This window comes from Oricola sp. (assembly GCF_022763245.1).
In the GTDB taxonomy this organism is placed as follows: Bacteria; Pseudomonadota; Alphaproteobacteria; order Rhizobiales; family Rhizobiaceae; genus Oricola.
This window is the reverse complement of sequence record NZ_JALEGV010000012.1, coordinates 633,813-660,046: the sequence shown is the minus strand read 5'-3', so window position 1 is coordinate 660,046 and position 26,234 is coordinate 633,813. Positions and strand designations below refer to the sequence as shown.

Below are 26,234 nucleotides of genomic sequence, written 5' to 3'. Positions count from 1 at the left end.
CGCTCCCCTCTCCCAAAGCGGCGAACCACGAGGAGCCTACCCAGTGTCGACCACGACTTCGACGAACGTCGCCTATGGCGGCGCAGCCGCCAGGCCACGTGTCGGACTTCTGAACCGGTTTCAACCAAGCAGTCTCGTCTTCATCGGCATGAGTCTGGTGTTGGTCGTGCTGATCGTCGCGCCCCTGACCGCGCTGATCGTCAAGAGCTTCACGGATCCCGCGACAGGCGGATTCACCGTCGCGAACTATATCGACGCCTATGGCAAGGCACGGCACGTGCAGGCGCTGGTCAACACGCTCTACATGGGCGTCGCCGTCGTGGCGCTGAGCCTCGCCTTCGCCCTGCCGCTGGCCTGGGGTTGTTCCCGTACAGATATGCCGTTCAAGTCCTTCATCCGGGCGGGCGTGTTCGGCGCCTTCATCATACCGCCCTATCTTGGCGGCATCGGCTGGATCCTTTTGGCGGGGCCGAATTCAGGCTGGCTCAACCGTGCCTGGCAGGGCCTGACCGGCAGCGAGGCCTCCATCGTCAACATCTTCAGCTTCGAGGGGCTGGTTCTGGTGATGGCGATCAACCTCTACTTCACGATGTTCGTTCTTATCAGCGCCGCCTTCGAGATGCTGAATTCCGAGCTTGAGGATGCGGCCAACATCCTCGGTGCCGGACCGATCAAGACGGCGTGGAAGGTAACGTTCCCGTTGGTGCTCCCCTCGATCCTGGGCAGCGCGCTGCTGACTTTCCTGGTGTGTATCGCGTTGTACGGGGTACCGGCGCTGATTTCGATCCCCGCGCGCTTCCCGGTGGTGGTGATTCAGCTGTCCGAGTTCTTTTCCTATCCGCTGCGCATCGAGACTGCCGCCGCCTATTCGATCCCGCTTTTGCTGATCACGGCGGTGTTGCTCTTGCTGCAGCGGCTAATCCTGTCACGCAAGGGATATACGGCAGTCACCGGCAAGGGCGGCGAGCGCAGAATGGTGCGGCTGGGCCCGTGGCGCTGGGTCCTCTTCGGCTACAGCGCCTTCGTCGTGGCGCTGTCCGTCGCCATGCCCGCGCTGGTGCTCTTCATGGCGGCATTCAGCAGTTCCTGGGTCGGCGGCCTGTCCCTGTCGAACCTGACGCTCCAGAATTTCAACTACGTTCTCTTCGAGCACGCGACCTCGCAGCAGGCCATCGTCACGAGCCTCGGGCTGGGCGCGGTGGCGGCGACCTTCGCCGTGCTGCTGGCGCTGTCCATTTCCTACATCGTGCAGCGTAAGCTGGTGCCGATGCCGGGGGTGCTGGGCTATCTCTGCATGGCGCCGTTCGTCATTCCGGGCATCGTGCTGGCGATCGCGTTCTACTCGGTCTACGCCCTTCCGCCGGTGGCGCTGTACGGCACCTACACGATCCTCGCGCTGGCCTTCGTCACCCGGTTTCTACCGATCGCCTACACGACGGGGTCGGCTGGCGTGCGAGCCATCCATCCGGAGATGGAAGAAGCCGTGCGGATTCTCGGCGGTGGCCGGCTTTATGCGATCCGCAAGGTGGTCGCGCCGCTCCTGAAGCGACCGCTGGCCGCCGGCTGGCTGCTGATTTTTGTGCCGGCCGCCCAGGAGCTGAGCACCGCGGTCTTTCTCGTCGGACCGAAGACCCGAGTTGTCTCGGTCGTCCTCCTGGACATGACCGAGGAAGGCGAAATGGAAAAGCTGGCGGCGCTGGGTTCCGTGCTGCTGGTCATCATCACAATCATGGTGCTGCTTGGCATCCGCCTGCTTGGCAGGGATTTCATGGTAAGGAGAAGTTGATGGGACTGGAACTGGAACGACTTGGCCGCAAGTTCGGCGCTGTCGATGCGGTCCTCGACCTTGATCTCGTGCTTGAGGAAGGCGAGTTCGTCTCGCTGCTCGGCCCCTCGGGCTGCGGCAAGACAACCACGCTGCGTATGATCGCCGGATTTCTCGAACCCACGTCGGGCGCGATCACTCTCAACGGCAGGGTTCTGGCGACGCCCGCCGGAACGGTGCCGCCGGAGAAGCGCGGCATGTCTATGATCTTTCAGAGCTATGCGATCTGGCCGAACATGACCGTCGCACAGAACGTCGCGTTCGGTCTCAAGCTGCGCAAGCTTCCCACGGCGGAGATCAACAAGCGGGTGGGCGAAATCCTGGAGGTCGTGCGGCTGAACCAGCTCGCGGACCGCTATCCATCGGAACTGTCGGGAGGGCAGCAGCAGCGCGTGGCGCTGGCGCGTGCGGTCGTGATCCGTCCCGAGGTCCTGTTGCTGGACGAACCGCTCTCGAATCTCGATGCGTCGCTGCGCGAGGAAATGCGCTTCGAGATCAAGCGCATCCACGACGAGTTCCGCATTACCTCGGTCTACGTCACGCATGACCAGGGAGAGGCGATGGTGACCTCGGACCGGATCGCGGTGATGAACCACGGCAAGATCGAGCAGGTGGCGTCCCCGTTCGAACTCTACAACCGGCCGAGGACGAAGTTCGTCGCCAGCTTCATCGGTCGCACGAACTTCCTGGAGGCACGGCCTGCCGGCGAGCGGCTGGAATTCGACGGCTTCAACCTGCCGGCCGACTGCTGCGAGAGTCCGCCGCCGCAGTCGGGCGTAGTGTTCTCGATGCGCCCACAGGCCTTCACCCTGCACGTGCAGGAACCCGCCACTGTCAACGGACCCGCGATGAAAGGGACCGTGCTCGAGCGCGCGTTCCTCGGCGAGTATTGGGACTACACCGTGCGTCTGGGCGAGACGACTTCGATCCGGACCGTCGCTCCGCCTGCGGCGGTCTTCGAGGTCGGCAGCACACCCTGGGTCAGCCTTGACCAGCGGCAGGCAGTGCAGATGCATTAGCGCATTCTGTCATCGCCGGCCCATTCATTCCTCCCCGCGAGATCGAAGCGGTGGACCGGATTGCTTCCTGCTGCGATGGTGATGGATTGAACGGAGTTCCTTCCCTCGATAGGGGGAGGCCCATCGGGAATCCAGGCCGTCCTGCGGTTTCAGTCCTATGGGTTATTGGTACCACTTTCTCTGGAATCGGTAGGTCACAAAAAATACGCGACCCCTGGAAATAGCGATATAATTCAACGGTTTGTAATTGTTCAGGAGTTTCTCGCGGTGCGGCTTGTCCGGACGAAATAGCAGTCGCACAAACAAGAAGCGACTTGTCTCAGAGATGATGGAGTGGGAATAGCGGTTTCGGGCCGCTGTGCACCGGCGGGAGGAACAAGTGAGGACGGGCCTGACGCGCATCGGCGAGGCCCGGGAAGGATTTGATCATGAGTGACGGACACGGCCCTTCGCTGACGGCCTTTTCCTGGCCGGACGCGCTTCTCCTTGAGAACCAGCTTGGCGAGGAAGAGCGCCTCATCCGTGACACCGCCGCGGCCTATGCGCAGGAGAAGCTGCAGCCGCGCGTCATCGACGCCTATCGCGAGGAAACGGTCGATCCGTCGGTCTTCGCCGAAATGGGCGCAACGGGCCTGCTCGGCGTGACGGTGCCGGAAGAATATGGCGGGGCGGGCGCTGGCTACGTCTCGTATGGCCTCGTCGCGCGCGAGGTGGAGCGTGTCGATTCCGGCTATCGCTCTATGATGAGCGTGCAATCCTCGCTCGTCATGTATCCGATCCACGCGTATGGCTCGGAGGAACAGCGCAGGAAATACCTGCCGAAACTGGCGGCGGGCGAATGGATCGGCTGTTTCGGGCTGACAGAGCCCGACGCCGGATCTGATCCCGGAGGCATGAAAACCACCGCGGCGAAGGTCGATGGCGGCTATGTGCTGAATGGTTCGAAGATGTGGATCTCCAACGCGCCGATCGCCGACGTCTTCGTCGTCTGGGCGAAATCGGAGGCGCATGGCGGCAAGATCCGGGGCTTCGTGCTGGAGAAGGGCATGAAGGGCCTGTCCGCGCCGAAGGTTGGCGGCAAGCTCAGCCTGCGGACCTCCGTCACCGGCGAAATTGTCCTCGATGGCGTCGAAGTTGGCGAGGATGCGTTGCTGCCGAATGTCGAGGGGCTGAAGGGGCCGTTCGGCTGTCTCAACCGGGCGCGTTACGGCATCGCATGGGGCGCGATGGGCGCGGCGGAATTCTGCTGGCAGGCGGCGCGCCAATACGGGCTCGACCGCAAGCAGTTCGGCAAGCCGCTCGCGGGCACGCAGCTCTTCCAGAAGAAGCTCGCCGACATGCAGACGGAGATCGCTCTCGGGCTGCAGGCGGCGCTGCGCGTCGGCAGGCTGATGGACGAGGGCAATGCCGCGCCGGAGATGATCTCGCTGATCAAGCGCAACAATTGCGGCAAGGCGCTCGACATCGCGCGGGCCGCCCGCGACATGCACGGCGGCAACGGCATCTCGGAGGAGTTCCAGGTTTTCCGTCACATGGCGAACCTCGAAACGGTCAACACCTATGAAGGCACGCATGACGTGCACGCCCTGATCCTCGGCCGGGCGCAGACCGGCCTGCAGGCGTTCTTCTGAGGGCGGCATGGACCGTTCGTCGATCGTCCACGAGAACTTCCTGCGCAGGGTCGCGGCAGGGGATCTGCCGCCGGGCCGCGCGCCCGAAGGTCCTTTGAGCCAGGCGCAGGCCGTCTCGATCTACCGGTCCGCGTGCCTGTGCCGCGCGCTCGATCGCAAGAGCCGGGCCATGCAGGCGGCGGGGCAGGGCTATTACACGATCGGTTCGTCCGGTCATGAGGGCATGGCCGCCGTCGCCGCCGCGCTTCGGCCGACCGACATGGCGTTCCTGCATTACCGGGACGCGGCCTTCCAGATCCAGCGCGCCGAGCAGGTTCCCGGCCAGTCGATCACCTGGGACATGCTGCTGTCCTTTGCCTGTTCGTCGGAAGACCCGATCTCCGGCGGGCGGCACAAGGTCTTGGGCTCGAAGGCGCTGAACATTCCGCCGCAGACCTCGACCATTGCCAGTCATCTTCCGAAGGCGGTCGGCGCGGCCTATTCGCTCGGGCTCGCCCGCAGGCACCCGCCGGAGCACAAGGCGCTGCCGGACGACGCGATCATCATGTGTTCCTTCGGCGATGCGTCGGCGAACCATTCCACCGCGCAGGGCGCGTTCAACACGGCGCAATGGACGAGCTACCAGTCCGTGCCGATGCCGCTTCTGTTCGTCTGCGAGGACAACGGCATCGGGATCTCGACCAAGACGCCGCAGGGCTGGATCAGCGCGAATTTCGCGCACCGGCCCGGACTGAAATACTTCTCCAGCGACGGCCTCGACATCTACGACACCTACAAGGTCGCCTCCGAAGCCGCCGCCTATGTCCGCACCCGGCGCAAGCCGGCGTTCCTGCATATGCGCACCGTGCGCCTCTATGGCCATGCCGGCGCCGACGTGCCGACGACTTATATGCGTCGCGAGGAAGTGGAAGCCGAGGAGGCGAACGATCCGCTGCTGCATTCGGTTCGGCTGCTGTCCGAGACGGGAGCGCTCGAACCCACCGCGGCGCTGGCCATCTACGAGGAGACCAATTCCCGCGTCGAACGCGTGGCGGAGGAGGCTGTCACCCGGCCGCGCCTGAAGACGGCAAGCGAGGTGATGGCGAGCCTCATTCCGCCGGCGCGCGCCTGCCGGCCGACGAACGGTCCAACCGCCGAAGCGCGCGCCGAGACCTTCGGCGGCGATCTGAAAGCGATGGGCGAACCGCAGATCATGTCCCGCCTGATCAACTGGGCGCTGACCGACGTGATGCTCGCCCATGGCGAAATCGCGCTGATGGGCGAGGATGTCGGCCGAAAGGGCGGGGTCTATGGCGTGACGCAGAAACTGATCGCGCGCTTCGGCTCGGCGCGCGTGATCGACACGCTACTCGACGAACAGTCGATCCTCGGGCTGGGCATCGGGCTTGCCCATAACGGCTTCCTGCCGATCCCCGAAATCCAGTTTCTCGCCTATCTGCACAATGCCGAGGACCAATTGCGCGGCGAGGCGGCGACGCTGCCTTTCTTCTCCAACGGCCAATACACCAACCCGATGGTCGTCCGGATTGCCGGCCTCGGCTACCAGAAGGGGTTCGGCGGTCATTTCCATAACGACAATTCGGTCGCCGTGTTGCGTGACATTCCGGGCCTCATCCTTGCTTGCCCGTCGAACGGGGCGGATGCGGCGATGATGCTTCGCGAATGCGTGCGACTGACACGCGAGGAGCAGCGGCTCGTCGTGTTCCTCGAACCGATTGCGCTCTATCCCATGCGAGACCTGCACGAGGCGGGCGACGGGGGCTGGCTGACGCGCTACCCCGACCCGTCCGAGCGGATCGGTTTCGGCGAGGTCGGTCAGCACGGCAATGGCGAGGATCTGGCGATCCTGACATTCGGCAACGGGGCCTATCTGTCGCGTCAGGCACAGAAACGGCTGGAAGCTGACGGGATCGCCGCGCGAGTGATCGACATTCGCTGGCTTTCGCCGCTGCCGGAGGACGCGATCCTCGAGGCCGTCTCGGGTTGCCGGCATGTGCTGGTGGTCGACGAAACACGGCGCACGGGCGGGCTCGCCGAAGCCTTGATGACGCTTTTGACGGAACGTACGGACGTGCCGCATGCCCGCCTGAGCGCGGAGGACAGCTTCATCGCGACCGGCCCTGCCTATGCCGCCACTATGCCATCTGCCGACGGGATCGTGGCCGCGGCCCGGGCGCTCGCGGGAGCCCAGGCATGAAAACGGCGGTCGTGATCTGTCCTGGCCGGGGAACCTACAACAAGGCGGAGCTCGGTTATCTGTCGCGCCATTTCCCCGATCAGGTGCTTCTGTCGGATTTCGACGCGCAACGCGGCGCCCAGGGGCAGACGACGCTTGGCGAGCTGGACGGTGCGTCCCGCTTCTCCGTGGCGACCCACACGCGCGGCGACAACGCGTCCGCGCTGATCTATGCGGCGACGCTCGGCGACTTCCTGTCGATCGACCGCGCGCGGATCGAGATCGTGGCGGTGACCGGCAATTCCATGGGCTGGTATTCGGCTCTGGCCTGCGGCGGCTCCCTGTCGCCGCAAGACGGCTTTCGCGTCTCCAACACGATGGGCACGCTGATGCAGAACGCGCTCATCGGCGGGCAGTTGATCTACCCATTCGTCGGCGAGGACTGGCGGCCGGATCCCGCGCGGCGGGCCGCGCTTTTGAACCTCGTCGCCGACATCGCCTCGCGCGACGGTCATGTGCTCGCCCTGTCGATCGCGCTCGGCGGCATGCTGGTGCTTGCCGGCAATGAGTCGGGGCTCGCCGCCTTCGAAAAGGCGGTCGAACCGGCGCAGGAGCGGTTTCCGATGCGGCTCGCCAATCACGCGGCGTTCCACACCCAGCTTCAGGCGCCGGTGGCGAATGAGGGGCGCGAACGACTGCCAGCCTCTCTGTTCGGCCAGCCCGATCTGCCGATGATCGACGGACGCGGGGCCATCTGGTGGCCGGGCGCGACCGACACGCAGGCTCTGTGGGACTACACGCTCGGCGCGCAGGTGACCGAGGCTTACGATTTCACCCGCGCCGTGACGGTGGCGGCCCGCGAATTCGCGCCTGACCTCTTCATCATCACGGGCCCGGGCACGACGCTCGGCGGCGCCGTCGCCCAGTCCCTCATCCTCGCCGAATGGTACGGCATGGGCGACAAGGGCGATTTTCGGGCCCGGCAGGACCACGCGCCGTTCCTCGCCTCCATGGGCATGCCCGACCAGCGCGCAACCGTGGTCTGAGCCCGGACGGGATTACTCGTCGCGCGACGGCGGGCTCCGACATTTATCTCGCCTCCATCTCCTGATCGCAGGAACCGACTGCGGCGTCACGCGTTGACTGCACGACCGCGGCAGTTCCCGCGATCGCCGACAAGCCGAATGCGACGACCCAAGTCAGCCTCTTGCGGGACCACGGTTCCGGAGCGGAAGGGATTGCGTTCGCCCGCAGGCCGGCTCGGCCAATAAGACTGCAAGGAGACAATGATGAAACTCAGCAAGACGATCGCTTCCGGTGCCCTGGCCCTGACCGCCGCCCTCGTGGCCGGCACCGCCACGGCACAGGAAACCGACGCCACGCCGGCCGACGATATCGAGCGTGTCGAGATCGGCATCCTCGATTGCGTCGTGGAGGGCGGCCCCGGTTTCGTGTTCGGATCGACCAAGGATCTGAGCTGCATCTATCGCCCCAGCGGCGACGGCGCGCAGGAGCCCTATTTCGGCGCGATCTCGAAATACGGTGTCGATATCGGCACGACCGACGTCACCTACATGACCTGGGCGGTGCTCGCGCCGACCACGGATGATTTCCGCCCGGGCGCGCTCGCGGGCAACTATTACGGCGTGACCGCGGAAGCGACCGCCGGAGCCGGCGTGGGCGTGAACGCCCTGCTCGGCGGATCGAGCGAGACGATCGCGCTGCAGCCGATCAGCGTGACCGGTCAGACGGGGCTGAACTTCGCACTCGCCGTCAGCGAACTGGAGCTGCGCTCCAGCGCCGACTGACCGGAATACGGCCGGCGCTTCGGTGCCGGCCGCCGCAGAACTTCCCCACCACCCAGCAAAGGAGAATGACAATGAATTGGGATCAGATCGAAGGCAAATGGACCGAGTACAAGGGCAAGGCCCGCCAGTCCTGGGGCGCCCTGACCGATGACGACCTCGCCGAGGTCAACGGCAAGCGCGAGGAACTCGCCGGCAAGATTCAGTACCGCTACGGCAAGACCAAGGAAGAAGCGGCGCGTGAAGTCGACGACTGGATCAACTCGCTTTGAGCGATCAGCCGTGCACGACGAAAAAGGCCACCCGATCGGGTGGCCTTTTTTCGTGCGGCGGGATGGATCAAAGTGCCTGGGTCAGCGCCACGATGATGACCGCGCCGACGACGGCGAGGGCGGCGATGCGCCACCGGGCGTCCGTGCGCCAGGTCGGGGGCACCACGCTCTCCAGATCGGTGTCGGTCTGCGCTTCCTGGGCGATATGGCGGTTCTGCGAATCGATATTGGCTGTGCGGTCTTCGGGCATCGTCACTCTCCCTGTTTGAGGAACGGAAGCCGCTGCTCCAGAAAGGCGTAGTCCTCGTCGAGCGGGCCGGATGCCCGGCAACTCGCAAGCAGCAGCTCTCCATGGGACGAAATGAGCGTCCGTGCCTTTTGGTTCCCGATTTCGTGCAGCCGGGCGAGCGCGTCGGCGATATGGATCATCATCAACATGTTGCCGGAGGCCGCCTGCCGCAGCGGGTGGAAGGCCGTGTTCAGCATGTCCTTGAGGCTCAGGCCGGGGATCTCGACCCTGACCACCGCGTCTTCGTCGCTGACGTCGCGGCTGCGCAATCCGTGCCGGACGGCGGCCGAAAACGCCGCGGTCATGCGGTCGAGGGAGGCGATGGCGGTGAAGGTGTCGTTGACGCCGGGCGAAAGCGCACGAAGCGCGATCTCGAGCAGGAGGTTGATCGAATATTCGATGTCGCCGACCGTGGTGCGCGACGGCAGGATCAGCAGCGCCTCGTGGATGACCTTGTTGATCTCGTCGGCCTTGCCGTCCGGCATTCGCGACACTTTCGCGATCGCCTGGCCTTCCAGGATGAACTCGCCGGGCTTTGCCTGCAATTGCACCGTCATGTCGTTCTCGCAGGCCAGCTGGTAGAGCACCTCCTCGTCGACGGCGTTAAGATAACCCGACTGGCGGTTTGTGACCGGATAGGGGAAATCGAGCGGGGGACGCGGATCGGAGGCCTCCTCCTCGTCTTCGCGCACCATCGTCGAGATCCGTTCCTCCAGCTGTGACGAGATGCTGGCAATCTCCTCGTCGATCGTGACGCTGCGCGACACGGAATGCACGAAATAGATCAACTGCAGGACGAACAGCGCCGCCAGCATAATGGCGACGGCGACCGACAGGATCGGCACGAAATCCGGCCGGACGCGGTAGAGCACGGTCAGCGCGAACAGGAAGGCGCCGCCGAGCAGGCCGGCCGTCACCTGGTTGACGCGGTCGCTCGTGAACACCTTCAGCAGCCGCGGCGCAATGTTGCCGGCGGCCAGGGTGAAGACGACGAGCACCAGCGAGTAGACGAGGCTCAGCGTGGTGATGGCGGCCGTCGCGATGGTCGACAGGACGTCGGATGCGGTCTCGGGCGGGAGGCTGTGCAGCATGCCGAGGGCGTCGGCGATCTGCGGCCGGTACTCGTGGTCGAGCCACAGGAGCGGCACGCTCAGCGCCCAGATGACGAGCGCGATCGCGCCCGGGACGGTGATCAGGCCCTGAATGGAGATGAATTGCCGCTGCAGGTTTCTAAACACGCGTTGATGGTCTCCTATTTGACCTAAGGGATAGCGGAGGCGGCGTCGGCCGGGCAACGGCTTTTGCCGGGTGAACGATCTGCGCGCCGGTGCGTTGCATCCCAAGAGGGCGCTGCGGCCGAGCCGCGCGCCGCCCATCGGATGAAAGGACGACACCATGGCCAAGGACCACGGCCCGAGCATCAAGAACGACGACGTTTACGAGGCGCTGCGCGAAGACGGCGCGTCCAAGGAAAAGGCGGCCCGCATCGCCAATGCGAAAGCCGACGGCCGGCGCAATCCGTCGAAGAAGGGCGGGCAATCCTCGCCCTACGAGGAGTGGACGAAGGACGAGCTCTATGACCGCGCCCGCGAGATCGGCATCGACGGGCGTTCCGACATGGACAAGGCCGAACTCATCGATGCGCTGCGCGATCACTGATTTTCTTTCAATCGGCGGAACCAATCCCGCCGGCGCGCGTTCCTGAAGCGAACACAAGAACGGACATTCGAGACAACGGCGCCAGCCCCCCTCCGCACCCCCCCCTCGGCGCCGTTTTCAGGAGAGAACCGGGTCACCCCGCCCGGTTCTCTCCTCATTTTTTTTTGGCAACAGAAAAGAACGAAGCGGATATGCCCGCCCTTGCGGGCAGATCAGACGATTTCGGATTCAGCGATTGTCAGACGGTAATTGACCGCGTCGTCGGTCAGTTCGAGCTTTCCGGTGCCGTTGACGGCGGCCGGAACGATGCGTTCCAGCATCGTGCGTCCGAAGCTCTTGATCGGCGTGTCGGCCGAAAAGACACGCGGCGTTTCCGTCCAGAGCAACGTCGCTCCGTCGTCGGGGTCGGGCGCGCGGTCGCAGCGGATCACGACCTTGCCCTTGCCGAGCGTCAGGGCTCCGTGCACCAGCGCGTTGGTGACCAGCTCGTGCAGCGCCAGGCCGACATGCAGCGTGCCGTTCGGGCCGAGCTCGACGTCGTCGCCCTCGAAGGTGATCTGGCCGTCCTGCATGGGCAGCACTTCCAGCACCTGCCGGCGCACCAGTTCCGACAGGCTGGAGCCACGCCAGTCGCGATCGGTAATGACGTCCTGGGATTTGGCGAGCGACTGCAGCCGGCCGGTGAAACGGCGGATATATTCGCTCTTCGTCGGGGCCACGCGCGCGGTCTGGGCGGACAGGCTCAGCACCATGGCGAGCATGTTCTTGGACCTGTGCGAGACCTCTCGCAGCAGGTTCTTCAGCGTCTGCTCGCGCTGGCGCTGTTCGGTGATGTCGGTGCAGGAATAGATGAAGCCGTCGGTGCCGGTGTTGCGGTCGACGGTCTTGTTGATCGTCAGGTGCAGGTTCCAGCGGATATCCCGGCCGGTCTTGTCGTCACGGGCCCGCGCGATCACCTCGAGCGCGCGCGGTTCGCCGGTCTCCGTGGCTTCGGATTTGGCCTTGGCGAGTTTCGCCAGATCCTTCTCGTTGAAGACCTCGCATTCGCTTCTGCCGCTGAAATCTTGTCTCGCCCAGACGGATTGCGGGTTTACGAACCATTCATAAGTGCCGCCCAGATCCTGGAAGAAAATCGTGACGGGCGTTCCCTCCAGGGACTTCAGTATGATGTTCCGGTTCGGCATTCCCTACGCCATACATTTTGGCGAGCGGACCTTTTCAGGTCCGCCCGCATCAAGGATTACACTCTGCGCACCGCCCTGGCGACGAGACTGACCACGAAGAGGATCAGGAATACGAAGAACAGGATCTGTGCGATTCCTGCGGATGCGCCGGCAATGCCGCCGAAACCGAGAAAAGCCGCGATAAGAGCGACAACCAGAAAAGTAAGTGCCCAACCAAGCATGTCGTGTCTCCTTTGTTTTGCACAAGGTAATAACGCGCATGCCCTCCTCCGGTTCCCAATAAAGCGGCAATCAGGCCGCGTTTTTCACGTCCTCCTGGAAGAACAGCGCTTGGCTGATCAGCGCCGAAACCGCGGCGGGCTCGAACGGCTTGGTCACCAGGAACGCTGGCTCCGGACGCTCGCCGGTCAGCAGGCGTTCGGGGAAGGCGGTGATGAAGATCACCGGCAGCGTGAGCTGCTGCAAAATTTCGTTGACGGCATCCAGCCCCGAGCTTCCGTCGGCGAGCTGAATGTCGGCCAGGACGATGCCGGGCCGGTCTTCGGCGACCATCTTCACCGCCTCGGTGTGGGTGCGCGCGATGCCGGTCACGGTGTGGCCGAGATCCTCGACCATCGTCTGGATGTCCATCGCGATCAGCGGCTCGTCCTCGATGATCAACACCTTCGTCGCCACCTGGGCGGCGATGTCGTGATTGGCCTCGTCGAGCAATTCGTCCAGTTCGCCTTCATCGACGCCGAGGATGTAGGCCGCCTTCTCGCGCGTGAAGCCCTCGACGGAGACCAGAAGGAACGCCTGGCGGGGCAGGGGCGACAGGGCCTGGAGATTGCGTGTCGCGCTGCTCTCGATGCCGGCGCTCTGCTGGTCGCGCAGGTTGATGTCGATCGACGACCACAGCGACACGAACATCTTGTAGAGGCCGGAACGCATGTCGCGTTCATTCGGCAGGGACGATGGATCGGAAATAAGCGTTTCGAGCAGCGCGGCGACGTAGTTGTCCGCGCTGGATTGGGATCCCATCACCGATCGCGCGTAGCGTCGAAGATAGGGAATCTCGCCTGTCAAGGCGGCTGCAAGCGACATGTCATTCCCTCCTGATAGTCACTTCCGATGACGTAGGAACGATATCACCAAAGAAAAGTTCCATTTTTTTTGCAACCAATTTTCCTCTGATGCGTTGTGGCGTAGATTGGAGAGGTGAAAGGCCCATGACTGCAACGGAAAATCAGGCGCATATGGACATGCCGGAACGCAGAGACAAACCACCGAAACTGGACGATCTCGCCGTTTCGCAAATTGGAAAGAAGCTGCGGGCGCAGTTCGACGAGGTGTTGAGCGAGCCGGTTCCGGATCGGTTCGTCGATCTGTTGAACAGGCTGGAAGCCGCGGAACAGAAACCGTCGAAGGATGGCGCCGATGAGTGACGCCCAGAGTTTCAAGGACGGCCTTCTCGCCGCCATTCCCAATCTGCGCGCTTTCGCCATGTCTTTGTGCGGCGCCGCCGACAAGGCAGACGATCTCGTGCAGGAAACGCTGGTGCGTGCCTGGGACAAGCAGGCGTCATTCCAGCCCGGCACCAATCTTCGGGCCTGGCTTTTCACGATCCTGCGCAACGAATTCTACAGCCAGATGCGCAAGCGCGGCCGTGAGGTTTCCGACGCCGACGGCGCCCTGACGGCAGCCATGGCCGCTCACCCCGAACAGGCCGGCAAGCTCGACATGCAGGATTTCCAGGCAGCGCTCGTCAAATTGCCCGACGATCAGCGCGAAGCGATCATCCTCGTCGGTGCGTCGGGCCTGTCCTACGAGGAAGCCGCCGAGATCTGCGGTTGCGCGGTCGGCACGGTGAAGAGCCGCGTGTCGCGTGCCCGCACAAGGCTGAGCCAGTTGCTGGACGTCACCGACAGCAGCGAGTTCGGTCCGGACGGCGTATCGACGCATGTGATGAACCGGCCGCTGGTCGGCAATGCCGCCTGACGAGGAAAAAAGGCGGGATGCCGGTCAGGCCATGAGCCTGGCAAGCGCCCCGCAAAGCTCCTCATACGTGAATGGCTTCTGGACGGTCTGGAACCGGCCGCCGAAATCGGGAACGGCATCGACCTGCGGGTCGGTCGTCAGAAAGATGACCGGCGCGCCGGCCTTGTCGATGGTCGAGGAGAGGTCGTCTCCGCGACTGGCGGCCGTGCTGATGTCGAGAATGGCAAGATCGATCGCGCCGTCCTTGACGCTTGCGGGAAGAGGTGTCTCGCCGCCACCCATGGTGACGACCTGCGCCGCGCCCAGCTCGCCGAGGACGGTTTCGATGTCCACGGCGATCAGTGCGGCCTCTTCGACGATCAGAATGCTTTTGCCCGACAGCACGGCTGATAACTCCAAGAGCCTTAATTTGAGAGCATCAGCCTTCAGCTATGTGCGAGAAATCCCGCCGGGTCATTAAAAAAAGACACACTGCCCGGGCGGAATGATCAGTTTTTTGAGAACCGGGTCCGGCCATGGATGCAAAGTCACCGAAACCGAAGCGCAACATCGCCTGCGATGAGTGTCCGCTCGTCTGCAGCGGAGATTTCAGGGCGTTTTCCGACGCAGAGCTGCGGTTCGTCAGCACGTTCAAGCGCGGCGAGCTCGTCAGCGACGCCGGATCGACGATCCTGGTGGAAGGCACGCACAGCCCGCATCTCTACACGGTGCTATCGGGGTGGGGCTTTCGCTACAAGACGCTCGAGGACGGGCGCCGCCAGATCCTGAATTACGTGCTTCCCGGCGATTTCATCGGCGTGCAGGGTTCGCTCCTGTCCGAAATGCATCATTCGGTCGAGGCGCTGTCGGACATGATCCTGTGCGTCTTCGAGCGCAGCCGGCTCTTCGAACTGTACGAGAAACATCCCGAACTGGGTTTCGACATCACCTGGCTCGCGGCCCGCGAGGAGCAGATGCTCGACGAGCATCTCCTCAGCGTCGGGCGCCGCTCGGCCGCCGAACGCGCGGCCTATCTGCTGGCGTTCCTCAACGAGCGGGCGGAATCCGTCGCGCTCTTCTCGCGCGGCAATCGCATTGCGCCGCTCACGCAGCAGCATGTCGCCGACACGCTCGGCCTGTCGCTGGTTCACACCAACAAGACGCTTCGCAAGCTGACGTCGCAGAACGCCATCGCCTGGCTCGATTCAGGGTTCGAGATCAAGGACATCGACGTCTTGAAGCAGATCGCGGGCTGGGACGGCCTGCCCGAGGTTGCTCGTCCCTTCATCTGACAGTCCGATCGTTCGACCCGCCAATGAAAACGCCCGCCGGACGAAACCGGCGGGCGTTTTTTCTTTCGATGAGCGGGGCGGAGCGGCCCCGTCGCTTATTCGGTGATCAGCGAGCGCAGCATCCAGACGGCCTTCTCGTGGAAGCTCAAACGCGCGACGAGCATGTCGTGGGACACGAAATCCTCGTGCTTTTCGGCGATCTCTGCCGCGTCGCGCATCTTGCGGATCGCCGCCTCGTGGTCCTTGATCAGGTCGCTCACCATGTCATGCGCCGATTTCGCGGCGGTGTTGAGCGAGACGACGGCGTTGTCCGGGCCGGCCGCATCGACCACCGGGGCGTGGAAGCCGAGCGCGCGGATGCGCTCCGCGATCACGTCGGCAGCCTGGAACAGGTCGCCGTAATGTTCCTCGGTCAGCACGTGGATGGAATGGAACATCGGGCCGACCACGTTCCAGTGATAGACATGCGACTTGATGGTCAGGAAATAGGTGTCGGTCAGGATGCCGGACAGGTGCTCGGCGATTTCCTTGCGGGCGGCATTGTCGATGCCTGTGTCCGGCTTTTCGTTGCCAAGCTTCGCTTTCAGAACTGCATGGGTCATGTCGTTCTCCTTCGTCTTTTTCGTGTTTGAGGTCGGGGGGAAGGCGGATCAGCCGGTCGTCGCTTCGCTCTCGGCGGCGATCGGGGTCTGATCCAGCGTGCCTGCATCCTGCTGGTAGGGATGCAGGAAAAGGGCGGCGACGCCGGCGAGTGCAAGGCCGGCGATCAGCACGTAGAGCACGGGACGACCGCGTTCGCCCTGGCGTGCTTCCTGTGGCGAAAGCTTCTGCATGGCTTTCTCCTTTTCTGTTTTCGATGCGTGTTTGAATGCGCCGGGCCGTCAAAGGTTCCGGCGCCAGACGGTGTCAGCCGGCCGGAATGCGGCGGGTCTTGTCGGAGGCGACGGCGGAGGAGGGATCCTCGCCGAACACTTCGTTCTGCGGACCCACAACGGCGACCTTCAGCCGGTCGTCCGTGTCGATCGACCATTCGAAGGCGACGTCCTTCTCCATCCATTCGCGCGGAACGGCGATGCAGTCGCCCAGCGCGACCGGATGGTCTTCGGCTTCGTGGAAGGCGAGGGGGAGGATGTCCTCGCATTCGGCCTGCGTCGAATAGTATTCCGCGGGCGTGGGAACATAGACGCACTCGTCGAGCGCGTGGTCGCAACCGAGCATGAGTATGGCGAATACAAGGTTTTCCATCGTCATCTCCTTCGCGAAGACAACGAGCGAAAGCCTTTTGCGTTCCCATTTGCGTTCGTGACGACGCTTTCCGCGAGGCGCGCGGGGATGCAAATGCCGTAACGTAAAAAGCTTTTCGAACTTTTACGGAACCACCGGCAGGGCGGCGCGTTGGAGAGGGGCACCCGGTGACCGCTTGTTGGAAGCTCACGGCCACCGGATGTGCGAGTAGCAACACTCACGAAGAGGAATACTACTATGAATAAGCGTCTTTTGGCCACCACCGCCGCCATTGCACTGTTCGTTACCCCGATGGCTTACGCCCAGGATGCGTCGAATGCCGACGTTTCGCCCAATGCGCCCGTCTTCACCGGCGAGCAGTTCGAGGGCACCGGCCCCGTCGACGGCTTCTATTCCGCCGATCCCCATCAGGTCCTGGCGACCCGCTTCATCGGCGCCAACATCCACAGTGGCGCAGGTGAAGAGGCCGAAACGATCGGCGACGTCAACGACATCATCATGACGCCCGACGGCCGCGCCGTGGCCGTGATCGCCGGCGTCGGCGGTTTCCTCGGCATCGGCGAGAAGGAAGTCGCCGTGTCCATCGACGAGCTGGCCTGGATGACCGCCGAAGACGGCGACATGGTTCTCGTGACCAGCCTGACCAAGGAGCAGCTCGAAAACGCTCCGGACTTCGACCGTGCGGCTCTCGAGGCCGACGCCCAGACGGCGATGGACGGCACGCAGTCGCGCGTTCCGACCAACGACGCCGTGGCCGCCGACGAGACCATGCCCAAGGTCGACGACAAGATGTCCGACGACAAGATGGCCGCCAATGACGACATGACCCAGGCGACCGACGACACGATCATCACCGCTTCCACCCCGAAGATGGAGACCGTGCCGGCGACTGAAGCCGACCTGAAGGCCGACACCATCATCGGCATGTCCGTCATCGACGCCGAAAACGAAACGATCGGCGAAGTCGGCGACATCCTGATCGACGAAGGCGGCAAGGTCGAAGCCTTCATCGTCGACGTTGGCGGCTTTCTCGGCATCAACGAAAAGCCGGTCGCGGTCTCGTTCGACGAACTTCAGTTCGCCCGCGCCGAAGGTTCCAGCGACTGGACGGCGATCAAGACCGGCCTGACCAAGGACGCTCTGGAAAACCACAAGGCCTACACCGAAGGCCAGTATGAGTCCGACAAGGACTCGGTGATCCTGATCGCTCCGGTCGAATAATACCGGCCCTGCCGCGTCCCTTCACCGGGGCGCGGCACTTTTCAGGACAACGCGCATGATCGCATTCGACAGCCTGCTCTTCCGGTCGCTCGCCACACTCTCGCTTCTCATCGCGATCGTGGCGGCTTTGTTTTTCGCCAAGGCTGTCTTCCTGCCGATCGCGCTTGGACTTCTGGCCGCGCTGGTCCTGCATCTTCCGATCATGGCGCTCTACCGCGCCGGCCTGCCCAAGATCCTTGCGGTGGCCCTGATCATCTCGGCGGCAGGCGGCCTTCTCGGGCTGATCTTCGTGCTGACCGCCGGCCCGATTTCCGAAACCTTCGAGGCCTATCCGCAGATCGTCTCCGAACTGCGCGTCAAGCTGTTTCACCTGCGCGAGACCTTCGCCGCCGCCGAACAGGCGAGCGACGCGATCTCCAAGGTCGCCGACGAGGTCAAGAACATCGTCGAGGATTCCGAGGTGCCGGAAGTCGTGGTGCGCGAGCCGAATTTCATCGCGCGCGCGGCCACTTCGCTTGCCGACATCGCCACGGGCATCGTCGTCACGCTGACCATTTCGGCCTTCATCCTGGTGATGCGCCGCCCCTTCCTGACGCTCGCGACCATGCCGTTCGCGACGACGGAGAGCAAATTGCGCGCGGCGCGGATCTGGAAGGCCGTCGAGCGCGAAGTCAGCCACTATTTCGTTGTCGCCAGCATCATCAACGCCACGCTCGGCGTCGCGGTCGGACTGGCGCTGTGGGCGCTCGGCGTTCCGCTGCCGCATGTCTGGGGCATCGCTGTCGCGCTCCTGAACTTCATCCTGTTCGTCGGCCCCGCCGTCGGCACGATGGCGCTGCTGGCCGCCTCGATCATCACCTTCGACACGGGCTTCGAGATCTTCGCGCCGGCGCTCGCCTATCTGGCGATCAATTTCATCGAGGCCAACGTGGTCACGCCGCATTTCCTCGGCCGTCGCCTCAACCTTGCGCCGCTCGCGATCGTGCTGTCGCTCCTGTTCTGGGGCTGGCTGTGGGGCCTTGCCGGCCTGATCATCGCCGTTCCCACGCTGATCGTGCTGAAGGCGGTTGCCGAGCGGTCGGTCTCGCTTTCGGCCGTGCGGCGCCTTCTGACGCCGCGCCGCCGTCCGGGCGAGGCGATGGAACCGATCGCGTCGGCGCGCGTTGGCTCTCCAGAAAGGAGACCAACATGACCACGGCAACCAAGACCGCACGAACCGACAAGAACGGCAGCCTCGCGAGCGAGGCCGAACTCGCCGCCGAAATCGAGGGTCTGCGCAAGGATCTCTCCGCGCTGACCGACCGTTTCGCCCAGCTCGGCGAGGCCGGCATGCGCACCGCCGCCGACTATTCGCGCGAGACCCGCACCGCCGCCCGCGAGAAGGGCGAGGCCGTCTATGCGGACATCTCCGCGCGCGCCAGCGCGTTCGAGCGCGAGGCGTCCGCCCAGATCCGCCGTCATCCGCTGCAGGCGCTCGGCATGGCTGCCGGGATCGGCTTCCTCGCCGCACTGATCACGCGCCGCTGACGCGATGCTGTCGGGTTTCAAGATCCTGGCCGGCACGCTGCAGGCCGACGCCGCGCGCCTCAAGGCGCGCGCCGCGTCGGCGACGATCTGCTACGGTCTTGCCGGATTGGCGTTTGTCGCCGCCTTCGCGCTTGGCGCCGCCGCGGCGATCATCGCGCTCGTGGAGCGGCTCGGCGTGATCGAGGGGCTGGCGGTCGCAGCCGTCTTCCTCGCCCTTCTCGGCTTGGTGGCCCTGATGGTCAACGCGATCCTGCGCCGCCGCCATGCGCGCATGGCGTTGCGCGCTTCCGCCTTGCGCTCGGCGGCGATGGCCGAAGCCACGCAGATGGGCGCGCTTGCCGGCCGAAGCGCGACACCGGCGCTGCTGCCGGTCGCCGCCATCCTCGCCTTCGCGGCCACCGCGGCCTTCATGAAACCGCCGCGCGGCGACCGCTGAGGCGGTCGCCCTTTTCGCGTCAGCCGATCGATTTCGCCGGAATGGTGAAGGTGACGGTCATGCCGTTCGCGTCGAAGCTGCGGTCGATCTCGCCGTTCAGCTCGCCGCGCACGCTGGCATCCACGAGGCGCGTGCCGAAGCCCTTGCTTTCTGGCTGCTTCTCGACGACGTTGCCCTTTTCCGCCCAGACCAGCTTCAGCTTGCGCTTGTCGCGCTTGCCCTCGAATCGCCAGCGCACGGTCAATTCCGTCGTGTCGTCGGCCACGCCGCCATATTTGAGCGCGTTCGTCGCCAGTTCGTGAAACACCAGGCCGAGCGCCTGGGTGGCGCGTTCGTTGAGATCGATCGGCGGGCCGTCGACCTGGGATTCGTCCAGATGGTCGCCGAAGACCTGGCCGAGTTCCGTCTTCAAGAGGTCGCCGAGGTCGGCGCGGCCCCAATGGGAACGCGCCAGCAGGTCCTGCGCCTTCGCCATCGCGTTCATGCGCGAGGAGAAGGACTTGGTGAAATCCTCCAGCGTCTCCGACGTCGCCGCCGTCTGGCGCGCGATCGCCATCATCCGCGAGATCGAGTTCTTGATGCGATGCCGCATCTCCTGGACGAGAAGCTCCTTTTCGCTCAGGCTCTGGCGGCTCGCCTCGTGCAGCGCGACGGCCGCTTCCACGGCCCGGTGCTGCCAGCGGGCGCCGGCGGCCAGCGAGCCGGCCAGCACGATCAGGACGGCGCAGAGCGCATAGACCGGCAGGAACTCGGCATAGGCGGCGGCGCTGCCGGTCGAGGCGACCTCGAAGCGCCAGATGCGGCCCGCAATGTCGGCCTCGATCGTGTCGGTCATGGCGTCGGGGGCCTGCAATTGGTCGAAGCCCGGCGATTCGTAGAGCAGCACCGGCTCGTCGTCGGTGACGTCATATGTCTTGAGCACGACCGGCAGAACCGGCGGTTCCTCCAGCGCGGCGGCGTGCAGGTCTCCGGCCCGGAACGGCGCGTAGACGAAGCCGTCCGGCGTGCCCGACGTCCGGGACTCGTCGGCGTAGAACGGCCTGTAGACGAGGAAGCCCATCTGCTTGACGGCGGTGATTTCCTGCACCAGCGCGACCGGCGGAGAAGCGGTCGTGTCCTGGCTGCGCATGGCGACCTGCATCGCGCGGCGGCGCTTCTCCTCGCTGAACATGTCGAAGCCGAGCGCCTTGTCGTTGCGCGAATCGTGCGGTTCCAGGAGGACGATCGGCGTGCGGTAAGGCTGGTCGGTTTCCGGCCAGACGGCGCGTTCGAGATCATATTCGCGCCGCAACCGGGCTTCGGCGAGGGCCTCCTCGCCGGTGCGGATCATCTGCGCGAAGCCGATGCCCTGGATGCCGTCATACTGGCCCTCGATGTCGAGCTCGGTGATGAACGTCCTGAAAGGCCCCGCGCCGATCTGTCCGCCGCCGGCCGTGAACAGCGAATGCGTCGCGGTCAGCAGTGAGAGATGCTGATCGATGCGCGACGTGACGCGGTTGACGGCTTCGCCGGCCAGCGACTTGAACTCGGCTTTGGCAGTGTCGTGGATGGCTTGATAAACGACCCATGTAATCCCGGCGCCGAGCAATGCGACGATCAAAAACACGGCCGTGGGAAGAAGACGCTTCATCTGTTCATTCCGGTAGGCGCCTCCTTGATACTCTGGCTTTCACCGTTTGGCAAAGCATGGATTCGAGGGGTGTATGTCACCGGTGGACAACTTCATCCCGGTCCGCGCAGGATCGTCCGACCCCGTGGTTGAAGGCGTTTGGGCGCTGCAACGCTGCCGGGAGGGCTTCGCGAATTCGGGGCGGCGGAGGCAGCGGGGCGGGGCCGATCGGCCGGCCGGCGACGCGTTGGTACACAAGGGTGTTGCCGCGGTTGGCGGGCTGGGCCTTTCCGCCCGCCGCGTTCGCATCCACCGCGCGCTTTACGCGCCGCCGCGCTCGTCCAGCGCCGCGACGACGGCTTCGGTCGTGCGTTGGATATGGGTCGAGATGATGCCGACCGCCTTGTCGACGTCGCGCGCCATCGCCGCCTCGAAGAGCGCCTCGTGCTCCTCGTGGATGTGGCGCGTGCGTACCGACTTGATCCGGCTGAAGCGCCGGTAGCGTTCGTGCTGGCGGAACAGTTGCTCGCGCAGCCGGAGCAGCCACATGGAATCGCAGGCCGCCACCGTCGCGTCGTGAAACGCCGAATTGTGCTTTTCCCAGAGGTCCAATTCGTCGATGCCCTGGTTTTCGCCGGTCTCGAGGCGCGACAGGCGGTGATAGCTGGTGATCAGGCGTTCCTCCCAGGCGAGGTCGCCGCGCGGGATCGAGCGGGCGAGCGCCTCGACCTCCAGCAGCTTGCGCAGGTCGCCGATCTCGGCTGCGTCGCGGGGCGAAATCGGCGCGACCACGAAGCCGCGCTGGCCCATCACCTGGACGAGGTGGTCGCCCGAGAGCCGCGACAGCGCCTCGCGCAGCGGCGCGGCGCCGAAGCCGTAATGCTGGCGCAGCGTGTCGATCTTGAGCTTCTCGCCCGGCTTGAGGATGCCCGACACGATGTCATCGCGGATCGTGCGGTAAGCGCGCTCCGCGATGGTTTTCTCCGGCAGCTTGGAATCGACGACGTTCAAGACCGGACACTCCTCCGTGCTTCGGTAATTAGCCTGTTACGCAGAATATGCCAATCGCGGCAAATTGCAAGAATATCGATTTTCCGTTTGACAACTCAAAAATATCGATATTCATTTCGCGCCAATTCGACGGGAGCGAACCGCAGGGAGGAAGCGCGCAATGGCCGCAGGGTCGCAGACGGGCGCATGGATGGCGACACGCGAGACGCTTCAGAAGCTGAGCGGGGCCATCGCCTGGTTCGAGGCGCGCTTCACCGGCGCGATCGTGATGGTGATCCTTCTGCTGCTGCTGGCCAACGTGGTTTCCCGCGGGCTCGGACGGCCGCTGATCTGGACCGACGAACTGGCGGTCTACCTGATGGTGCTCGGCGCGTTTTCCGGGGCGTCGCACGGCATCGCGCGCCGCCAGCACATCGCCGTCAGCCTGATCGCCGACGCGATGAGCCACCGCAACCGCAAGATCCTGACCTATGTCGTCGATACGACGCTCCTGGCTCTGTTCGCCTGTTTCGCCTGGATGCTGTGGAACTGGTTCGACCCGATCGGCGTGCTGACGGCCGAAAGCCTGCGTGCCTATGCGCGCGAGAGCTTCAACTTCCTCTACCAGGAGCCGACGACGACGCTCGGCGTGCGCAAGCTCTGGTTCTGGCTGGTGATGCCCGTCTTCTGCGTGTCCGGAATCGTGCATGTGCTCGCCCGTTTCGGCGCCATGCCGGAGACCGAATGATGGTCGGCGTCGCCTTTCTCGTCCTCTTGGTGGTCGGCGTGCCGATCGCCTTCGCGCTCGTCGCGCTCGCCATCGTGATGATCTGGGCCAGCGGCAACACGATCCTTTTCCAGAGCTTTCCTCAGCAATTCTTCGGGGGGCTTGAGAATTACGGCCTGCTCGCGCTGCCGCTCTTCATCCTGCTCGGCGAGTTCATGAATGCCGGCGGGATCGGACGGCGGCTGATGGCGCTCGCCATGGCGCTGCTCGGGCCGGTGCGTGGCGGGCTCGCCTATGTGAATCTCGTTGCCAACATGATGATGGCCTCGATCCTCGGCTCGACGGTGGCGCAGATCACCATCATGTCGCGCATCGCGGTACCGGAGATGGAGCGCACCGGCTATCCGCGCGACGTCAGCGTCGCGATCACGGCGGCCGGCGGCATGCTCGCCCCGATCATCCCGCCCTCGATGCTGTTCATCATCTTCGGCGTGATCGCCCAATTGCCGATCGGCGACCTCTTCGTCGCGGGCATCGTTCCGGGCGTCATCCTGTTCGCGGTCTTCCTAGCCGTGATCGCCTGGCTCGGCCGCCGCCACGGCTTTCCGACGAGCGAACGCATCTCGCTGATGGGACGCGCGGCGGCGGTGCGCGACGCGCTGCCCGCCTCGCTGATCCCGATCGTCATCATCGGTTCGATCCTCGGGGGCTTCGCCACGCCGACGGAGGCCGCGGCCATCGCCTCCGTGATGGCGGTGCTGATCGGCCTTTTCGTCTATCGCGAACTGGCGCTGTCCGACATCTGGCCGGCCTTCATGCGGGCCGCGACCTCCTCGGCGATCGTCCTGTTCCTGATCGCGGCGGCGGGGCTGTTTTCCTGGGTCATCACCTTCGAGAACATCCCGGCGATCGTCGCCAGCTGGGTGCAGTCGCTGACGTCCTCGCCGATCGTCTTCCTGCTGCTCATCAATGTGATGCTGCTGTTCCTCGGCATGGTCACCGATCCGATCCCGGCGATCATCCTTGTGGTGCCGGTCTTCCTGCCGGTGGCGACGGGCGTCTACGACATCGACCCGTTCCAGTTCGGCGTCATCGTCTGCCTCAATCTCACCGCAGGACTGCTGACCCCGCCGGTCGGCACAGGGCTGTTCACCGCAGCCCTGATGGGCGGGGTGCGCGCCGAGCGGCTGGCGCGGCTGATCATGCCGTTCTTCCTTGCGGTGGCGATCGTGATCGTCGCGCTGGTCTTCTTCCCGGCGCTCAGCCTCGGCCTTGGCGCGGCGCTGCAATGAGCACGGTGCTCGTCATCGGCGGCGGGTTGATCGGCGCTGGCTGGGCCGGCGCGTTTGCCGGCGCTGGCCACGAGACCGTCGTGCTCGATCCTGACCCCGCCGCGGCGGCGCGCGTCGAGGCGACATGGCTTGCGGCGCATGACGTCATGGACCGGCTCGGCACGCTGTCACCCGACGCGATGCTGCCACGCCACGTCACGCGAACCGACGACATCGGCAAACCCGGCTTCGTGCAGGAAGCCCTGCCGGAAAGCCTCGCCCTGAAACGCGAGGTGCTGGCCGGGCTCGCTCCCTGCCTGCCTGCGGGAACGCCGGTGGCTTCCTCCTCGTCGAGCTTCACCGCCGACGCAATCGGCCACGGCCTCGACTTCAGCGCGGACGTCCTGATCGGCCATCCCTGCAACCCGCCCTATCTGATGCCGGTCGTCGAGATCGCCGGCGGGGCCGCCACGTCCGACGAGGCGCTTGCCCGCGCCCGGGCCTTCTACGAGGCCATGGGCAAGACGGTGCTGGAATTGCGCAGGCCGGTGGCGGGCCATCTCGTCAACCGGCTGCAGGCGGCGCTTTGGCGCGAGGCGGTGCATCTGGTCGCCACCGGGGCCGCCAGCCTGGCCGACACCGAGCGCGCCGTGACGGAAGCGCTGGCGCCGCGCTGGTGCCGGGTCGGGCCGAACAGCGTCTTCGCGCTTGCCGGAGGCGATCGGGGCATGGGCGGGTTTCTCGACGCGCTCGGGCCGCAGTTCGAGGCGCTCTGGGACGATCTCGGCACGCCCCGGCTCGATGCCGAGACCTGCGCCGCGCTGGTGCGCGCCTACGAGACGGCGCCGCTCGCGCCGCTGCCGGAACAGGCCGCCGACCGGGACCAGACCCTTCCCGTCATCCTGTCGATGCTGGCCAGCCTCGATGCAGGGGGTGCGGCAAAGGATTGAAAAACCGATAAAATTTAACTTCACGCAAAAATATCGATATTTTTCTTGATTATGATTGAAAATCGATATTTCATGCCAGCCGTCCGGAGCGAATTGGATCCGCAGGCCGGTGTGTCAATCCAGGGAGGAAGACCATGAAACGATTTGCAGGCGCCGCACTGGCGGCTTCCATCGTCGCGATTGCCGCCAATGGCGCGGCTGCCGACGAATACCGGATGGGGCTCATCACGCCGCCGCCGCACCAGTGGACCGTGACCGCAAGCGTCGTCGCCGATGAAATCCGCGAGCGCACCGACGGTCGCGTCGATATCCTCGTGTTCCCGTCCGGCCAGCTCGGCAACGAGGCCCAGATGCTGCAGCAATTGCAGACCGGTGCGATGGATTTCGCCTTCTTCACGCTGGGCGAGTTCGCAAACCGCGACCCCAACTACGGCATCTTCCTCGCGCCGTTCATCGTTGACGACGTCGCCGGTGCCCGCAAGCTCCTGAAGGGCGAGACGGCGCAGAAGCTTCTCGACGGCATGGCCGATTTCGGCCTCGCCGGGCTCGGCTGGGGCATGGCCGGCATGCGCATGATCGTGACCTCGCACGAGGTCGAGACGGTGGAGGACCTCAAGGGCGAGAAGATCCGCACGATCCCGTTCGCGCCGGAACTGGCCTTCTGGGAGGAACTGGGCGCGGCGCCGACGCCGATGCCGCTTCCCGCGCTTTACGACGCCTTCGCCAACGGCCAGGTCGACGGCATGCAGATCGACGTCGAGGGCACCTGGAACTCCAAATATTACGAGCACGCCAAGTCGATCATCATCTCCGACCACATGATGTTCCCGATGGCGTCCATCGCGTCGGGCCGCAAATGGGCGGCGATGCCCGAGGCGGACCGCGCGATCGTGGAAGAGGTGTTCTCCGAAAAGCTCGACGGCCTCGTCGCCGGCTATGCCGACATCGACGCCGACTATCGCGCCAAGCTGGAAACGACGGACGTGCCGGTGAAGGACGTCGATCGCGCCTGGTTCGGCCCGGCCGTGGACGCCTGGTACGCCCGCTGGCGCGAGGAAGCGCCGATGCTCAAGGAGCTTGAGGCCGAAGCCGCCGGCATGTGAGTTTGGCGAAAGACAAGGGCACGGGCGGATGGCCGCCCGTGCGAAAC

Annotated in this window: 30 protein-coding genes; 19 read left to right on the top strand and 11 right to left on the bottom strand. The window is 64.7% G+C overall.

Going from position 1 to position 26,234, the window contains the following annotated elements:
- The first annotated feature begins 43 nt into the window (after positions 1-43).
- From MRY80_RS07490 to MRY80_RS07460, 7 genes are all read left to right on the top strand, one after another.
- A complete protein-coding gene (locus MRY80_RS07490; RefSeq protein WP_293289557.1) occupies positions 44-1,786 on the top strand; it encodes an iron ABC transporter permease in 1,743 nt (580 codons plus the stop codon).
- Complete coding sequence (locus MRY80_RS07485) at positions 1,786-2,844, top strand: ABC transporter ATP-binding protein (protein ID WP_293289555.1); 1,059 nt, start codon at positions 1,786-1,788, stop codon at positions 2,842-2,844. Before MRY80_RS07490 ends, MRY80_RS07485 begins: the two co-directional genes overlap by 1 nt.
- A gap of 428 nt (positions 2,845-3,272) precedes the next feature.
- Positions 3,273-4,475 carry an acyl-CoA dehydrogenase gene (locus MRY80_RS07480; protein WP_293289553.1) on the top strand — a complete coding sequence of 401 codons (1,203 nt, stop codon included), beginning with the start codon at positions 3,273-3,275 and terminating at the stop codon, positions 4,473-4,475.
- Positions 4,476-4,482: 7 nt separating this feature from the next.
- Entirely contained in the window at positions 4,483-6,672 is a 2,190-nt protein-coding gene (locus MRY80_RS07475) for a thiamine pyrophosphate-dependent enzyme (protein ID WP_293289551.1), read from the top strand.
- Positions 6,669-7,697: an ACP S-malonyltransferase gene (locus MRY80_RS07470; protein WP_293289549.1), complete on the top strand. Its 1,029-nt coding sequence runs from the start codon at positions 6,669-6,671 to the stop codon at positions 7,695-7,697. Before MRY80_RS07475 ends, MRY80_RS07470 begins: the two co-directional genes overlap by 4 nt.
- A 243-nt stretch (positions 7,698-7,940) precedes the next feature.
- Complete coding sequence (locus MRY80_RS07465) at positions 7,941-8,459, top strand: DUF992 domain-containing protein (protein WP_293289547.1); 519 nt, start codon at positions 7,941-7,943, stop codon at positions 8,457-8,459.
- Between the two features lie 71 nt (positions 8,460-8,530).
- On the top strand, positions 8,531-8,728 hold the full coding sequence (locus tag MRY80_RS07460; RefSeq protein ID WP_293289545.1) for a CsbD family protein: 198 nt from the start codon (positions 8,531-8,533) through the stop codon (positions 8,726-8,728).
- Between the two features lie 67 nt (positions 8,729-8,795).
- Here MRY80_RS07460 and MRY80_RS07455 read toward each other — a convergent pair whose 3' ends face one another.
- Both MRY80_RS07455 and MRY80_RS07450 read right to left on the bottom strand, forming a co-directional pair.
- Complete coding sequence (locus MRY80_RS07455) at positions 8,796-8,978, bottom strand: hypothetical protein (protein WP_293289543.1); 183 nt, start codon at positions 8,976-8,978, stop codon at positions 8,796-8,798.
- Between the two features lie 2 nt (positions 8,979-8,980).
- Positions 8,981-10,255, bottom strand: coding sequence for a DUF2254 domain-containing protein (locus tag MRY80_RS07450; protein ID WP_293289541.1), 1,275 nt, complete (start codon positions 10,253-10,255; stop codon positions 8,981-8,983).
- 157 nt (positions 10,256-10,412) lie between these two features.
- Between MRY80_RS07450 and MRY80_RS07445 the strand changes: the two genes are divergently transcribed.
- The gene (locus MRY80_RS07445) at positions 10,413-10,676 is read left to right on the top strand and encodes a Rho termination factor (protein ID WP_293289539.1); all 264 of its coding nucleotides are present in this window, start codon (positions 10,413-10,415) and stop codon (positions 10,674-10,676) included.
- Positions 10,677-10,888: 212 nt separating this feature from the next.
- Here the strand turns inward: MRY80_RS07445 and MRY80_RS07440 are convergent, their stop codons facing one another.
- The 3 genes from MRY80_RS07440 to MRY80_RS07430 form a co-directional block, all read right to left on the bottom strand.
- Positions 10,889-11,860: a PAS domain-containing sensor histidine kinase gene (locus MRY80_RS07440; RefSeq protein WP_293289537.1), complete on the bottom strand. Its 972-nt coding sequence runs from the start codon at positions 11,858-11,860 to the stop codon at positions 10,889-10,891.
- A 56-nt stretch (positions 11,861-11,916) separates the two neighbouring features.
- The gene (locus tag MRY80_RS07435) at positions 11,917-12,081 is read right to left on the bottom strand and encodes a DUF1328 domain-containing protein (RefSeq protein ID WP_293289535.1); all 165 of its coding nucleotides are present in this window, start codon (positions 12,079-12,081) and stop codon (positions 11,917-11,919) included.
- Positions 12,082-12,151: 70 nt separating this feature from the next.
- Positions 12,152-12,943 carry a response regulator gene (locus MRY80_RS07430; RefSeq protein WP_293289533.1) on the bottom strand — a complete coding sequence of 264 codons (792 nt, stop codon included), beginning with the start codon at positions 12,941-12,943 and terminating at the stop codon, positions 12,152-12,154.
- A gap of 125 nt (positions 12,944-13,068) precedes the next feature.
- Here MRY80_RS07430 and MRY80_RS07425 point away from each other — a divergent pair, with 125 nt between their 5' ends.
- A complete protein-coding gene (locus MRY80_RS07425) occupies positions 13,069-13,284 on the top strand; it encodes a NepR family anti-sigma factor (RefSeq protein ID WP_293289531.1) in 216 nt (71 codons plus the stop codon).
- Positions 13,268-13,837, top strand: a complete 570-nt coding sequence (locus MRY80_RS07420; RefSeq protein WP_293289529.1) for a sigma-70 family RNA polymerase sigma factor — start codon at positions 13,268-13,270, stop codon at positions 13,835-13,837. Before MRY80_RS07425 ends, MRY80_RS07420 begins: the two co-directional genes overlap by 17 nt.
- Positions 13,838-13,861: 24 nt before the next feature.
- Here MRY80_RS07420 and MRY80_RS07415 read toward each other — a convergent pair whose 3' ends face one another.
- Positions 13,862-14,221 carry a response regulator gene (locus MRY80_RS07415; RefSeq protein ID WP_293289527.1) on the bottom strand — a complete coding sequence of 120 codons (360 nt, stop codon included), beginning with the start codon at positions 14,219-14,221 and terminating at the stop codon, positions 13,862-13,864.
- Positions 14,222-14,352: 131 nt separating this feature from the next.
- Here MRY80_RS07415 and MRY80_RS07410 point away from each other — a divergent pair, with 131 nt between their 5' ends.
- Entirely contained in the window at positions 14,353-15,108 is a 756-nt protein-coding gene (locus MRY80_RS07410; protein ID WP_293289525.1) for a Crp/Fnr family transcriptional regulator, read from the top strand.
- A gap of 95 nt (positions 15,109-15,203) precedes the next feature.
- Here MRY80_RS07410 and MRY80_RS07405 read toward each other — a convergent pair whose 3' ends face one another.
- The 3 genes from MRY80_RS07405 to MRY80_RS07395 form a co-directional block, all read right to left on the bottom strand.
- Positions 15,204-15,710, bottom strand: a complete 507-nt coding sequence (locus MRY80_RS07405; RefSeq protein WP_293289524.1) for a DNA starvation/stationary phase protection protein — start codon at positions 15,708-15,710, stop codon at positions 15,204-15,206.
- 48 nt (positions 15,711-15,758) lie between these two features.
- Positions 15,759-15,941 carry a hypothetical protein gene (locus MRY80_RS07400; RefSeq protein WP_293289522.1) on the bottom strand — a complete coding sequence of 61 codons (183 nt, stop codon included), beginning with the start codon at positions 15,939-15,941 and terminating at the stop codon, positions 15,759-15,761.
- A gap of 73 nt (positions 15,942-16,014) precedes the next feature.
- A complete protein-coding gene (locus tag MRY80_RS07395; RefSeq protein ID WP_293289520.1) occupies positions 16,015-16,353 on the bottom strand; it encodes a hypothetical protein in 339 nt (112 codons plus the stop codon).
- 237 nt (positions 16,354-16,590) lie between these two features.
- Here MRY80_RS07395 and MRY80_RS07390 point away from each other — a divergent pair, with 237 nt between their 5' ends.
- Genes MRY80_RS07390 through MRY80_RS07375 form a run of 4 tightly spaced genes read left to right on the top strand, consistent with a single transcriptional unit; the run spans position 16,591 to position 19,537 of the window.
- Positions 16,591-17,574 carry a PRC-barrel domain-containing protein gene (locus tag MRY80_RS07390; protein ID WP_293289518.1) on the top strand — a complete coding sequence of 328 codons (984 nt, stop codon included), beginning with the start codon at positions 16,591-16,593 and terminating at the stop codon, positions 17,572-17,574.
- 55 nt (positions 17,575-17,629) lie between these two features.
- Positions 17,630-18,766 carry an AI-2E family transporter gene (locus tag MRY80_RS07385; RefSeq protein WP_293289516.1) on the top strand — a complete coding sequence of 379 codons (1,137 nt, stop codon included), beginning with the start codon at positions 17,630-17,632 and terminating at the stop codon, positions 18,764-18,766.
- Complete coding sequence (locus tag MRY80_RS07380; RefSeq protein WP_293289514.1) at positions 18,763-19,101, top strand: hypothetical protein; 339 nt, start codon at positions 18,763-18,765, stop codon at positions 19,099-19,101. Before MRY80_RS07385 ends, MRY80_RS07380 begins: the two co-directional genes overlap by 4 nt.
- A 4-nt stretch (positions 19,102-19,105) precedes the next feature.
- Positions 19,106-19,537, top strand: a complete 432-nt coding sequence (locus tag MRY80_RS07375) for a hypothetical protein (RefSeq protein ID WP_293289512.1) — start codon at positions 19,106-19,108, stop codon at positions 19,535-19,537.
- 19 nt (positions 19,538-19,556) lie between these two features.
- Here the strand turns inward: MRY80_RS07375 and MRY80_RS07370 are convergent, their stop codons facing one another.
- Entirely contained in the window at positions 19,557-21,167 is a 1,611-nt protein-coding gene (locus tag MRY80_RS07370; RefSeq protein WP_293289510.1) for a CHASE domain-containing protein, read from the bottom strand.
- A gap of 300 nt (positions 21,168-21,467) precedes the next feature.
- Complete coding sequence (locus MRY80_RS07365) at positions 21,468-22,157, bottom strand: FCD domain-containing protein (protein WP_293289508.1); 690 nt, start codon at positions 22,155-22,157, stop codon at positions 21,468-21,470.
- A gap of 160 nt (positions 22,158-22,317) precedes the next feature.
- On the opposite strand from MRY80_RS07365, the gene MRY80_RS07360 reads away from it, so the two are divergent.
- From MRY80_RS07360 to MRY80_RS07345, 4 genes are all read left to right on the top strand, one after another.
- The gene (locus tag MRY80_RS07360) at positions 22,318-22,884 is read left to right on the top strand and encodes a TRAP transporter small permease (RefSeq protein ID WP_293289506.1); all 567 of its coding nucleotides are present in this window, start codon (positions 22,318-22,320) and stop codon (positions 22,882-22,884) included.
- Complete coding sequence (locus MRY80_RS07355) at positions 22,881-24,155, top strand: TRAP transporter large permease (RefSeq protein ID WP_293289504.1); 1,275 nt, start codon at positions 22,881-22,883, stop codon at positions 24,153-24,155. The genes MRY80_RS07360 and MRY80_RS07355 overlap by 4 nt, the downstream gene beginning before the upstream one ends.
- Complete coding sequence (locus MRY80_RS07350) at positions 24,152-25,084, top strand: 3-hydroxyacyl-CoA dehydrogenase NAD-binding domain-containing protein (RefSeq protein ID WP_293289502.1); 933 nt, start codon at positions 24,152-24,154, stop codon at positions 25,082-25,084. The genes MRY80_RS07355 and MRY80_RS07350 overlap by 4 nt, the downstream gene beginning before the upstream one ends.
- Before the next feature lie 134 nt (positions 25,085-25,218).
- Positions 25,219-26,187, top strand: coding sequence for a TRAP transporter substrate-binding protein (locus MRY80_RS07345; protein ID WP_293289500.1), 969 nt, complete (start codon positions 25,219-25,221; stop codon positions 26,185-26,187).
- Positions 26,188-26,234: the final 47 nt, after the last annotated feature.